10 protein-coding genes, 2 tRNA genes and 1 riboswitch are annotated in these 13,103 nt (G+C 45.2%); of the genes, 9 read left to right on the forward strand and 3 right to left on the reverse strand.

Annotated elements, in window-relative coordinates:
* Positions 1-68 precede the first annotated feature (68 nt).
* From F973_RS12920 to F973_RS12935, 4 genes are all read left to right on the forward strand, one after another.
* Positions 69-3,419 (forward strand): Rne/Rng family ribonuclease, encoded by a 3,351-nt coding sequence (locus tag F973_RS12920; protein ID WP_004762204.1) that lies wholly within the window; start codon positions 69-71, stop codon positions 3,417-3,419.
* 247 nt (positions 3,420-3,666) lie between these two features.
* Positions 3,667-5,508 carry a long-chain-acyl-CoA synthetase gene (locus tag F973_RS12925; RefSeq protein WP_004762206.1) on the forward strand — a complete coding sequence of 614 codons (1,842 nt, stop codon included), beginning with the start codon at positions 3,667-3,669 and terminating at the stop codon, positions 5,506-5,508.
* 230 nt (positions 5,509-5,738) lie between these two features.
* Positions 5,739-5,814: transfer RNA gene (locus F973_RS12930), tRNA-Lys, on the forward strand.
* A 23-nt stretch (positions 5,815-5,837) separates the two neighbouring features.
* Positions 5,838-5,913, forward strand: a tRNA-Lys gene (locus F973_RS12935).
* A 124-nt stretch (positions 5,914-6,037) separates the two neighbouring features.
* Here F973_RS12935 and hemW read toward each other — a convergent pair.
* On the reverse strand, positions 6,038-7,192 hold the full coding sequence (hemW, locus tag F973_RS12940) for a radical SAM family heme chaperone HemW (protein WP_004762208.1): 1,155 nt from the start codon (positions 7,190-7,192) through the stop codon (positions 6,038-6,040).
* 109 nt (positions 7,193-7,301) lie between these two features.
* Here hemW and F973_RS12945 point away from each other — a divergent pair, with 109 nt between their 5' ends.
* From F973_RS12945 to F973_RS12960, 4 genes are all read left to right on the forward strand, one after another.
* The gene (locus F973_RS12945) at positions 7,302-7,763 is read left to right on the forward strand and encodes a DMT family transporter (RefSeq protein WP_004763738.1); all 462 of its coding nucleotides are present in this window, start codon (positions 7,302-7,304) and stop codon (positions 7,761-7,763) included.
* Positions 7,764-7,791: 28 nt separating this feature from the next.
* Positions 7,792-9,153 (forward strand): MATE family efflux transporter, encoded by a 1,362-nt coding sequence (locus F973_RS12950; protein ID WP_004762211.1) that lies wholly within the window; start codon positions 7,792-7,794, stop codon positions 9,151-9,153.
* A gap of 189 nt (positions 9,154-9,342) precedes the next feature.
* Positions 9,343-10,635, forward strand: a complete 1,293-nt coding sequence (locus F973_RS12955) for an ABC1 kinase family protein (RefSeq protein WP_004762212.1) — start codon at positions 9,343-9,345, stop codon at positions 10,633-10,635.
* A gap of 145 nt (positions 10,636-10,780) precedes the next feature.
* On the forward strand, positions 10,781-11,035 hold the full coding sequence (locus F973_RS12960) for a type B 50S ribosomal protein L31 (RefSeq protein WP_004762213.1): 255 nt from the start codon (positions 10,781-10,783) through the stop codon (positions 11,033-11,035).
* A gap of 113 nt (positions 11,036-11,148) precedes the next feature.
* On the opposite strand, the gene crcB is transcribed toward F973_RS12960, so the two are convergent.
* The gene (gene crcB / locus F973_RS12965; protein ID WP_004756224.1) at positions 11,149-11,529 is read right to left on the reverse strand and encodes a fluoride efflux transporter CrcB; all 381 of its coding nucleotides are present in this window, start codon (positions 11,527-11,529) and stop codon (positions 11,149-11,151) included.
* A 128-nt stretch (positions 11,530-11,657) separates the two neighbouring features.
* Positions 11,658-11,724: riboswitch (Fluoride riboswitch) on the reverse strand.
* A 264-nt stretch (positions 11,725-11,988) separates the two neighbouring features.
* Here crcB and F973_RS12975 point away from each other — a divergent pair.
* Complete coding sequence (locus F973_RS12975) at positions 11,989-12,321, forward strand: HopJ type III effector protein (protein WP_004762215.1); 333 nt, start codon at positions 11,989-11,991, stop codon at positions 12,319-12,321.
* A gap of 50 nt (positions 12,322-12,371) precedes the next feature.
* On the opposite strand, the gene F973_RS12980 is transcribed toward F973_RS12975, so the two are convergent.
* Positions 12,372-12,974 (reverse strand): flavin reductase family protein, encoded by a 603-nt coding sequence (locus tag F973_RS12980; RefSeq protein WP_004762216.1) that lies wholly within the window; start codon positions 12,972-12,974, stop codon positions 12,372-12,374.
* Positions 12,975-13,103: the final 129 nt, after the last annotated feature.

Genomic DNA, 13,103 nt, shown 5'->3' on the forward strand with positions numbered 1-13,103 from the left:
CCAATTTGATGTTTGCTCAAAAATAGCGAGCGAGTTGTTTGTGTGTATCACTATTAGGTGTCACACCCATGAAACGTATGCTGATTAATGCAACCCACGCTGAAGAGGTTCGCGTTGCACTTATCACTGGTAGTCGTCTTTACGATTTTGATCTGGAAAATCGTACTCGCGAACAGAAAAAATCAAACATCTATAAAGGTCATGTCACTCGTGTTGAACCGTCTCTAGAAGCGGTTTTTGTCGAGTACGGCGCTCAGCGCCAGGGCTTTTTATCAATGCGGGAAATTGCAAACTCGTATTTCAAGGCGGACCCACGCCAAACCTCCAACATCCGTGAACTGATCACCGAAGGCACAGAATTATTGGTCCAGGTTGAAAAAGAGGAACGTGGCAACAAGGGTGCCGCGCTTTCAACTTTCATTTCACTGGCTGGCCGTTATCTGGTTCTGATGCCAAACAATCCGAAAGGTGGTGGCATCAGCCGTCAGATTTCAGGTTCTGTGCGCGAAGAACTCAAAGAAATTCTATCTTCTTTAAATTTACCTCGTGGCATGAGCGTCATTGTTCGTACTGCGGGTATCGGTCGCTCACAGGAAGAACTGCAACTTGACCTACAGCATTTGCTGGACCTTTGGGCACAAATTCAGGGTACGGCAAGTTCTGGTCCATCACCAATGCTGGTGCATCAGGAAGCGGGTGTGGTGACACGCGCCATCCGTGACTATCTACGTGATGACGTTGCTGAAATCCTGATTGATAGCGAACAGGCCTATAATGAAGCTTACAACTTCGTTAAAGCTGTGATGCCACGTCAGCTGGACAAGTTAAAAACCTATACCCAGAATGAGCCATTATTTGCTCATTTCGGTATCGAAAGCCAAATCCAGACTGCTTATGAACGTGAAGTAAAACTTCCTTCTGGCGGTTCAATCGTGATTGACCAAACCGAGGCGCTGGTTTCTATCGATATTAACTCGGCGAAATCAACCCGTGGTCATGATGTTGAAGAAACAGCATTAAATACCAACCTTGAAGCGGCTGAGGAAATTGCGCGTCAACTTCGTTTACGCGATATTGGCGGTTTGGTTGTGATCGACTTTATCGACATGGCCAAGGACCGCAACCAGCGCATGGTTGAGGCGAAACTTCGTGAAGCAACTCAAAGTGACCGCGCACGTATCCAGTTCGGCCAGCTTTCACGTTTTGGCCTGATGGAAATGAGTCGTCAGCGTTTGCGCCCATCGCTTGAGGAAGCAACGGGCTATGTGTGCCCACGCTGTCATGGCACAGGCATGGTACGCGACCTACGCTCCCTTTCACTTTCAATTATGCGTAAAGTGGAAGAAATTGCATTACGTGAACGTCAAGGCGAGGTACAGGTGGAAGTCCCTGTAGAAATCGCTGCATTCCTGTTGAATGAAAAGCGTCACAGCCTTGTATATCTGGAACAAACCTCCAATGTGCGTGTCACCATTCTGCCGCATCCACATTTGGAAACGCCACATTATGAAATCCAGTACAATCCAGCAGGCTTTGCGCCATCCAGCTATGAACGCACTGAAGCGACCCGTGACAGTGAAAAACAACTCGGTTATGAGTCTTCTGAATGGCATCTGGAAGAAGCTGAGCACAGTCATGCTGCTCCAGCACAGCAGCAGGCGACAGCGCCACAGAAAAAGGCTATAACACAGCAAGGCACTGCCCAGCCAAAACAGGCACAGGCAGCAGCGTCAAAAGCAGCAAGCCCTTGCGCATGGTTAGAGAACCTGTTTGTTCAAAAACAGGCTCAGACCATTGATCAGTCCCGCTCTGCACAAAATGCGGCGTCAGCTATTGAACAGATGATCAATAATGGCGCTGTGAGCCGTGGTCAATTCGGCCAGGTTGAGACAGCTGCAATTGCGGAAACAACAGCAAATAATGTCTATATTTCCCAGACACCTGTAAAGCAGGAAACTCGCGAAGCGTTTGAGAAAGACGAAAAACTGAACCGTCCAAATCAGTCTCAAAACCCAAAGAAACGTAAGCATAAAGAGCAGCGTGAACAGCATGTACTTGCCCATGAACAACAAAATCAGGTGCATGAGGAAGTTGTTCAACTGTCACGTCAGGAACAGCGCCAAGAGCAACGTGACCTGAAACGCCAGCAAAAACGTCCGCAGGAATCACAAAACCAGCAACAGCAAAATGATGCTGTTCATGGAAATGATACCTCTGTACCGTTGCCACGTCGTGACCGTCATAGCCAGCAGCGTCCAAACCGCCCGAACCGTCACCGTGACCAAAGTGTTCTCAACGAAACGCCTGTTGCAGTTGAGGCTGCATCCAATCCACAGCAGCTTAAAGTTGATGTGATTGATACACCTCGCACTGAACCAATGAATACGGCATTGATCGTCAACATTGATCAGGGACAAAGTGAAATTGTTGCGCTCAATCCACAGCAGACCACTGCGCCAGCACCACAGGCCGAGCCAGTAAAAGCGGTTGTGGAGGCTGCTGAAACAACTGCGCCTGTTCAGGTAGAGCAGGTTGCTGCTGAAACAACACCAGTTGAAGAGGCAACCCAGGCACCAGCGAAACGTGCAAGCAATGATCCACGTTCACGCCCTGGTCAGCGTGGGGCGCAAAGCAGCCAAAAAGTGTCACCAAAAATTGTACCATCGCAAATTCCAGCGTTGGGACAATACACCATGGGTGGCCTGATTCGTCATATTTATGGTGAAGACTGCAAATTCCTGATTGAGCAGTTTGGTTTAGTGACTACATTCAACCGTGCCTTGCAGAAGTTCGCTGAACAATATGCCAGCACCCTGGTGGTTGAAACAGCTGCTGAGGAAAAGCGCCCTGTTACACGTGATGTAGAACTTCCAAGCCAGAAGCCAACCGAAGAAGCTGAACCAGCACCTGTATTGCCATTAACACCACCAGAAGCTTCCGCTTCGCGTGTTGCCAACGATCCACGTGAACGTCGTCGTTTAGCAAAACTTGCGGCTGAGCAGGCAAAAGAGGAGCATCTGGCTTCCAATATAGCGCCTGGTGCCCCTGTAGAAAGCACTGAAACCACGCAAGAAGTGCAGGAAACAGCAATTGAGGCTGTTGTTGCGCAAAACACTGTTGGTGATGCGGCACCTGAACAACAGGCACTGGCACTTGCAAATGAAGAAATGCCTGTGGTGGTGGAAGAAACAGCACCTGTTGAAGCAGTTGAGTCAGCGCAAGCTGCTGTTGAGACTGAAACTGCGGTGGTTACAGAGGCAGTTGAAGCAGTGCAGACTGTTGAAAACACTGAATCAGTCGCAAGCACTGAAGAAACAGATGTGGAAGATGAAGCTGCCAAAGCGGAGAAGGAGAAATCTACCCGCCCTCGCCGCCCTCGTGGACGACCACCGAAAAAGAGTATCGTTGGCAATGAATAATTTGCTAAATTACACTCAATAAGCAAAAGCCTAATCATTTCGATGATTAGGCTTTTTTGTTACTGTAAAATGTAGCGTCATTGAGATATTGTAAGAGAGGTAGGCCCTTGCGCTGCTTTAGACGCAGCTCAGGTTGGTTGCTCTAGGGAATTGCCACTAAAAGCAGCATCAACAGCAAAGATGTTAAATGGTAGTGTTCCAAAAAATAGCCACTTCTTGGATTGATCAAAAAATAAACAGGATTGATATGAGCCAAACTACGCAGACCGATATTATTACCATTGGTGATGTCGCAACCCGACTTCCGAACTTCATTACCAAAGTACCTCATATCCTCAGTGGTCTTAAACAGGCATATTTGCGTACACCAGCCTCTCCAACTGGTTTAGGGATCGCATTTGAAAAAGCAGTAAAGCGTAACCCACAAGGTATTGCACTGTTATTTGAAGATCAAAGCTATAGCTATCGAGCACTAAATGAATGGGCAAACCAGATTGCACATTACTATTTGTCTCTTGGCGCAAAAAAGGGTGATGTTATTGCGGTGATGGTTGAAAACCGTCCTGAACTGATTGCTACGATTGTTGCTTTAGCTAAAATTGGTGTCACGATCGCACTCGTAAACACATCACAAGTCGGTAAAGTCCTTGCTCATAGCATTAATTTGGTTAATCCAATTGCAGTGATTGCAGGTGAAGAAGTCCGTGCTGCGATTGATGAAGCTCGCCCAGAATTAAAAGTGCCACAAGACCGTTTCCACTGGTTTGCTGACCAGGAAACGCGCAAGCATGCTGGTACTGCACCTAAAGACTATGTCAATCTTGCCCAGCAAATTGATCAATTCCCGAAATTCAATCCATCCACCACACGTACAGTGACAGGTAAGGATGGCCTGTTCTATATCTATACTTCTGGTACAACAGGTCTGCCTAAGGCGGTTATTTTCACCCACAGCCGCTGGACGCTAGCTTATGGTACATACGGCCATATCCTTAATCTTGGCAAGGATGACGTGATGTATGTGACCCTGCCACTTTACCATGCAACAGGTGTGGTGGTGTGCTGGTGTGGCGTGATTGCGGGTAGTGCAACACTTGCGGTACGTCGTAAATATTCAACCAGTGCATTCTGGAAAGATGTTCAAAAATTCAATGCATCTGCGATTGGTTATGTTGGTGAGCTTTGCCGTTACCTCATTGATGCGCCGACAACGGAACTTGATCGCGCCCACCGTGTCACCAAAATGATTGGTAACGGTATGCGTCCAAACATCTGGGGCAAATTCAAGGAACGTTTTGGTGTGCAGGAGGTTCTTGAACTTTATGCATCAAGTGAAGGCAATGTTGGCTTTAGCAACATCTTCAACTTTGACAATACCGTGGGCTTCTCTCCTACCCCTTATGCCATTGTTGAGTTTGACAAGGAAAAGAATGAGCTTGTCCGTGACAAGAAAGGCCACTGCAAGAAAGTGAAGACAGGTGAAGTGGGCTTGCTGATTGGCAAGATTACCAGTCGTTCCCCGTTTGACGGCTATACCGATCCTGAAAAGAACAAGTCGGTTATTCTTAAGGATGTATTTACCAAGGGTGATTCATACTTCAATACAGGTGACCTGGTTCGTGACATCGGTTTCCGCCATGCACAGTTCGTGGACCGTTTAGGCGACACTTTCCGATGGAAAGGTGAAAACGTATCCACCACCGAAGTTGAAAACATGGTTTGCGAATACCACAAGATCGCAGAAGCGGTGGTTTATGGCGTGGAAATTCCAAATACCAATGGCCGTGCAGGTATGGCTGCAATCACGCTTGTGGATGGTGAAGAACTGAATGAAGCTGATTTAAGCGCTATGGTGAACGTATTCAAGAAATACCTGCCATCATACGCAATCCCAGTATTCCTTCGCGTTCAGGCCAAGGTTGAAACCACAGGCACATTTAAGTATCAGAAAAACAAGCTGAAAGAAGATGCCTTTAATCCAGCCAAAACGTCTGAACGTTTGTTGGTGTTATTACCAGGCGCAACAGCCTATTGCGATGTAAATGCTGAAATCTTTAACAATATTCAAAATTATCAGTACCGCTTTTAGTTTATTTTTTAGCTAAACGAGAGGAAATCGTGTTTTTTATAAACAATCATTCGCATGATTTACAATTTCCTCTTGTGTTAGCTGAATAAATTGCTAGAATACGCAACATCAAAACGATGCAGTGTTTGAAAGATTTATCTTTCCTCTGATTGCTTAGGATCCAAGACCAAAGAAAGTCATAGATTTTCTCTTGCGCTCGGGTAAAGCGTTGCTTTACTTATCCTCGCTCAGGGTCGTTAGCTCAGTTGGTAGAGCAGCGGACTTTTAATCCGTTGGTCCCGCGTTCGAGTCGCGGACGACCCACCACTTTATAGTTTTGATCATTATCTGGGTCGCTAGCTCAGTCGGTAGAGCAGCGGACTTTTAATCCGTTGGTCCCGCGTTCGAATCGCGGGCGACCCACCAGATTCTAAAAAACCTCATCTTAAATGATGAGGTTTTTTATTTTGTGCGGACTATCTTTCTAAAAGATGACAACAAATAATAGATTACTTTAAGCATTCTTGCTCAAAGCAATCTTGCAGCTAAATTATAAAAAACTTTCCAACACCGAATTTAAAAACACATGCCCCTGTTTAGTACATGAGATGCGGTTTAAATCGTTAATCAATAAATTCTTTTCACGCAATTGGTTCAATGTTTTATTCAGGTCATTTAGATCAAGTCCTGTACACTGTCCATAAAGTTCGGCATTAACTCCATCATTTAAACGCAAGGCATTCATCATAAATTCAAAAGGCAATTCATCGGCTTCAATCTTTTTCATCTGGAGATGATCCGCAGGAACCTTGGCTAAATAATCCCTAGGCAAACGGGTTTTCTGAAAACGATAAATTCCATCTGGACGGGTGATCTTAGCATGTGCCCCCGCTCCAATTGCCAAATAATCGCCAAACTGCCAATAGTTCAGGTTGTGCGCTGATGGCTGTTCTTTACGCCATGCAGAAACCTCATAATTGATAAAGCCCTGTGCCTTTAAATAAGCTTCGCCCTGCTCCTGTATCTGCTCCAACAGTTCATCTTGCGGTAAAGCAGGTTGGGTACGAAAGAAAACGGTATTCGGCTCAATCGTTAACTGATACCAACTGATATGGGTTGCGCCCTGCTCTACCGCAAGTTTAAGGTCAGTTAAAGCCTGTTCAAGGGTTTGTTGCGGTAAACCATGCATTAAATCCACATTAACACGCTCAAAGCCTGCCTGCCGCGCCTGCTGAATGGCACTGAGCGCATTATCGGCAGAATGAATCCTTCCCAAACGCTGTAAATGTTCCGTATTAAAACTTTGCACACCAATCGACAATCGGTTAATGCCCGCAGCAAGATAATCTGCAAAAGGATCATGCTCAACCGTTCCAGGGTTGGCTTCCAAAGTGATTTCGCAATCAGGCTCAAAGTCCAGACGAGCCCTGAGCTTTTCAAATAACCATGTGTAGCCCTGTGCAGAAATCAGCGATGGCGTCCCCCCCCCAATAAAAACGCTATGGATAGAGCGCCCTTGTGCCATTTCCAGCTGAGTTTCAAAGTCAGCCACCAATGCCGCCAGATACTGCTGTTCCAAATCTGTAGACAATTGACCATCAGGTACAGCATGTGAGTTAAAGTCACAGTATGGGCACTTGCGCACACACCAAGGCATATGGATATAAAGTGAAAGTGGAATAAGGGCTGGATTTAATGCACTCAAAATATAAGCTCAATAACAGAACTTAATTATTTTAACATGACTCGACTAATCAACGGCTCATCATCTATGTTATGTATGAGAATTACCAAGAATAATGAATGATATAAATATGATCAAACTCTCAAGCCAGTTACTTTTTATCATTCCCCTCGCTTTGGGAATTGGTATTGCAATGGCCTTTCAAACTGCAATAAATACCCAGCTTAAAACATATTTACATTCGCCCATACAGGCCGCTTTTATTTCATTTTTGTTTGGTACAATTATTCTTGCGGTTATGGTCTATTTCCAGAGCGCAGCAAAGCCAAGTTTAAGTGAACTCTTACACATTCCGTGGTTCTTGTGGCTGGGTGGGATACTTGGGGTTTATGCAATTAGTACGAGCATCTATACTGCACCTAAACTTGGCTTCTTAACATTTACGGGTTTGGTCATTTTTGGGCAGCTTTTCATTTCCATGTTACTGGATCATTTTGGCTGGTTAGGGACAGAGAAAACCCCTATCAACTGGCAGCGCCTACTGGGCGGTATTGTCATTTTCCTTGGTGTTTTACTGACTTTACAACGCTGATTTTTCACAATTTTAAAGAGTATTTTTTGTGCCCCACACCCACACTGCACGGTTTGAACTTAAGCAACTGTTTCACCTGATGTTACCCATCCTGATTACACAGTTCGCCCAAGCGGGTTTAGGCTTGATTGACACGATTATGGCAGGCCACTTATCCGCAGCCGACCTTGCCGCAATCGCGATTGGTGTGGGCCTGTGGATTCCAATTATGCTGCTGTTTGCAGGCATCATGATTGCCACCACCCCACTGGTTGCGGAAGCACGGGGCGCAAAAACCCCTGAGAAAATCCCAACCATTGCACGCCAGTCCTTATGGGTTGCCGCAATTCTTGGAGTGGTTGCCATGTTGATCCTGCAAGGCATGCCATTCTTTTTACCCCTGTTTGGTGTGCCTGAAAGCTTACTCCCCAAAGCCAGCCTGTTCCTGCATGCCATTGGTTTTGGCATGCCCGCAGTAATGATGTACGCCGCCCTGCGCAGTTATTCCGAGGCATTGGGACATCCCCGTCCTGTTACAGCAATTAGCCTACTTGCCTTATTGGCGCTGATTCCCCTGAACCTTGTTTTCATGTATGGATTTGGTCCTATTCCAGCATTGGGAAGCGCAGGCTGTGGCTTTGCCACGGCCATCTTGCAATGGCTGATGTTCATCACTTTAGCCATCTATATTTCCAGAGCTCAGGCTTATCAACAGGCACCGATCTTTACCCAATGGGAAAAGCTGGACCTAGGCTGGACAAAACGGATTTTAAAGCTGGGCTTTCCGATTGGTCTGGCGGTTTTCTTTGAGGTGAGTATCTTTAGTACGGGTGCGATTGTCCTCAGTCCATTAGGTGAAAATGCAATTGCAGCGCACCAGATCGCCATTTCCGTCACGTCACAACTGTTTATGATTCCCCTATCCTTGGCGATAGCCTTAACCATTCGGGTTGGCATGTATTATGGCGAAAAAAACTGGCTCGCCATGCGTCAGGTACAAAAAGTCGGGTTGATTAGTGCGACCATCTTTGCTGCCTGTACCATGGCCCTGATTGCCTTGGCCCGTCCCTATATCGTGGCGATTTATACCAATGATGTACACATCATGCCGATTGCCATGTACCTGCTCTGGTTCGCAATCGCATATCAATTGGTGGATGGCTGGCAGGTCAGTGCGGCAGGCTGTCTGCGTGGCATGCAGGATACACAGGCTCCGATGTGGATTACCCTGATGGCGTATTGGGTTGTGGCTTTTCCAATAGGCTTGTACTTGGCCCGTTATACCAGTTGGGGTGTGACAGGTGTCTGGCTTGGCTTGATCATTGGCTTAACCATTGCCTGTGTCCTGTTGATTGGTCGTTTATATTTGAATAATAAACGTTTAATGCAACTGAAAAGCTCAAATCCATAAGCAACAGCTCCTATTCAGTTACTATGATAAGGCTAGCGTGGATACTGCCCTCATGATAATAAAACCCAACAAGATGGAGTGATTGATTCATAAGACTTACACGACTTAACATTTTCATCTAGGCAATTTAAGTTTTGTCGCCTATGATCAGGGTATCACTTAAAAACAGAACATAGAGGCGCAATCATCATGGCAAAGCATGCAAGTTCTCCCAGTAAACGTTTTCTAAAACTGGCGGGCATGACTGCAAGCATCGCCAGCAAAAGCGTTGCCAATTCCATTCGCAACCTGACCGCAGATGAAGAACAAAAAAATGCGGCACGCAGCCAGCTTTTTCAAGAAATCGGTTTACAGATTGCCGATACACTTGGAGAAATGAAAGGCGCAGTGATGAAAGTCGGACAGATCGCCTCACAATACAAAGACATTTTCCCTCCTGAAGTCGCCAAGGCGATCTCAAAACTACAACGCCAAGCCCCAGCCATGCCTTTTGCTGAAATCAAGCAGCAGGTTGAAAAAGAGTTGGGCAAACCACTGAATGAGATTTTTACCTCATTTGAACCAGAGCCTTTCGCGGCAGCCTCAATTGGTCAGGTGCATCGTGCAGTACTCCCTGACGGGCAGGCAGTGGTGGTGAAAGTGCAATATCCTGGCGTTGACCAAGCCTGTGAAAGTGACTTAAAACAGGTGCGTCTTGCCCTGCGTTTAATGGGTGTTTTAAAGATTGATAAAAAATTACAGGATCAGTTGTTTCAAGAGATTCAGGATAGCCTTTCCGCAGAATTAAACTACGAAATTGAGGCGCAGAATCTGGAAGTATTTAAGACTTTCCATGAACAGCTTGATGATCAAGTAATTATTCCAACCGTGTATAAACAATATTCTTCGCGAAGGGTACTCACGCTAAGTCTGGAACAGGGCGAATCCATTGAAACCGCAAGCACATGGTCGGTTGAAACCCGCAACCAGATTGGCCGCCGCCTGATCCGTGCCCTCGGACAGGAAATATTCTTCCTGAAACGCTTCCATTGTGACCCACATCCAGGCAATTTTGCCTTTCGGGAAGATGGCAGTATCATCATCTACGACTATGGCAGTGTCAAAACCCTTTCACCAGAACTGATTCAGCACTTCAAGGCACTGGTCAATGCCGCACGTCAGGAGGATATTGCCCAGGTTGAAGATTTACTGGTTGAACTGCATTCAATTGCTGAAAAACAGAAATTCCCAAGTGAGCTGTACGTGCAGTGGATAGAGGTGCTGTTGCGTCCATTGAACACACATTATGACTTTGCCGAAAACTCATCCCATCACGATGGCATGCGTCTGGTGAAAAAATCATTGAAATACTGGGATGTGTTTAAGCCATCTCCAGATACATTAATGGTCAACCGTACAATTTCAGGACATTACTGGAACCTGATCCATCTTAAGGTACATGACAACCTGAATGATCTGTTTGAGGAATTGGTTCCCAATTAGCACTTGATACAGGATTTTCATAACCGCCCTGTCTGCATAAGGATTCATCAGACCAAAATGATCGGAAACAAAACTTGAAATAGATTAGATTGACTCCATTTAATGTTATGTTATAACATTTCATAAAACAATGGAGTATTTCACAATGCGTAAAGATATTCATCCTGCTTATCAACAGGTTCTTTTTCACGATACCAATGCCGATGCCTATTTCCTGATTGGAAGCACCATTCAAACCAAACAGACTAAGGAATATCAGGGCAAGGTTTATCCTTACGTCACACTGGATATTTCCAGCGCATCACATCCGTTTTATACAGGTGAAGTACGCCAAGCAAGTAATGAAGGTCGTGTTGCCAGCTTTAATAAACGCTTTGCACGTTTTAATCGCAAAGGTTAATCTTGTTTTAAGTTTCATTCATTAAGCTATTAATATTGGAAGTCTAAGGTTATATCTCCTCCGCTTAGACTTCTTTTTTTATGCCTAAATTAGCTGTTTGTTTATCTTTTAAGCTAAGCAGCCGTCAGCCATTGATGCAGGCTCATGCCCAGAATGGTAAACAGCAACGACCCGATCACATGAATTAAAATCGCTGCACAGGCGTAGCCCAGCTTGCCACTTTGTAATAGGGCAATAATTTCGGCGGAAAAAGTCGAAAATGTAGTCAGTGCGCCACAAAATCCCGTAATCACAAACAGTTTGTAATTGGGACTCAGCGCACTTTGGGAAAAATAAGAAATTGCAAAGCCAATAATAAAGCCACCCACAAAATTAACGGTGACCGTACCTAAAGGAATATTGGGAAAAATAGGATTCAGCTTTAAACCCAGAAACCAGCGCAACCATGCACCCAGTACAGAACCCAGAGCAATTGAAATTAAAGGATAATACATGGCTCACCCCAAAAAGATTTGGAGAAAATGGAGGATTGGATATAAATTTTTGCTTGTGCTAGAAATTTTTTCATCTGCGAACTCCAGATAGAGAATAGAGCACGCACGAACCTACGTCCCCTATTCAGGGTCACGTAGGCATCATTAGCCACTATGGCGGTTTGTAACAGGAAGAATGCCATCTCCTTTATCCTAAAATAACATAATTCCGCGACAACTCAACTGCTGTTTTTAGGCGGTGATAAGGCTGTGCATAAGGTTTAAGTTATCCACAGCTTAGGGGAATCTGGCTAAAAAACGAAAAAATAGTTTCTATATTGATGACTTTAAAATAGCTTAATTCTTTACTCCGGGCTTAAACCACCTGTGTTGCTGCATCCAGTTTAATTCCTGTCTTCATCAATTCCACTGATTCAATGCTATGATGCTGCCATTCATTTGATCAACAGAGAACTAAATATGGCTCAAGCATTATTGGCACAATTAAAAGATGATTCTGCGAAGTTTGCAGACGTGTTGGCATTTATCGAGGCGCGTTATCAGCATACGCCAACGGCTTTTCAAAATGGCGCGCAGTTTAATGCGGCAACTGAAAATCAGGGCAGTGCCAAAGTGTTCTCCTTTGCCAAACTTGAGGGTTTAAACCAACAGGACACCCTCAAGTTGTTTGCGGAACATTATGCCTCTGTACTTGCCACACCTGAAGCAAGCGACCACCAGAATATCCGCCAGTTTATGCAGAATGGCTGGGATGGTGTGAAGTTTGAGGGTGAGGCCTTGACAGCAAAGTAATAAAAACAGGAGGTGCTAAAGCCTCCTGTCTTTTTTAATCTATGCTATTTTTAAGGCCTTTCCAGTTTGCGTAGCTCAGTGGTTAAACTATAAAAATCTCCACCCATTTTGCCTACGCTATCCAGTTGCTGCTGGTTGATCATGGTGCCATTCCAAAGACGGTCATCGACATAAATAGACTTTACATCCAGCAAGGCAACCGTTCCACCTGATGGCAGGCTACTCAATGGAATCACCTCCCTTAAATGACATTCATAACGGATGGGAGAGTCTTTCACTGCCAGCGCTTCAACACTATTGCTCGCACATGACTCAATCTCAGCAAAATCAAACTCACTCTGCTCAGGCGAAAGCAAGGCACAGGATAAATTCATCTTTTCCATTAACTGGGAATTCACAATGTGTACCACACATTCCCTGGTCGCAATTAAATTTCTCAAGGTGTCCTTATCCTGACCACTTTGTGGATTGACCTGTGAATACCACAGGATAGGAGGATTACAACTGGCCACATTGAAAAATGAGTAAGGGGCAATATTGTCAATGCCATCAGTAGATCGGGTACTGATCCATGCAATTGGACGCGGCGTAACACCACCGACCAGTAAGCGATAGGCTTCGGCTGGACTTAAGCAGGCTGTATCAAAAATCATGGCAAAACAATGCAGGCTTAAGGACGTTCAGCATCTTGTGGTAAATAGGGGTAACTTGAGACATGCCCATTATCCTAATCAAAGTTTTCTAAAAACTAGCATTTTTGAAAGCTCAACAACAAGGTAAAT

Source organism: Acinetobacter sp. CIP 102129 (genome assembly GCF_000368305.1).
Classification (GTDB): Bacteria; Pseudomonadota; Gammaproteobacteria; order Pseudomonadales; family Moraxellaceae; genus Acinetobacter; species Acinetobacter parvus.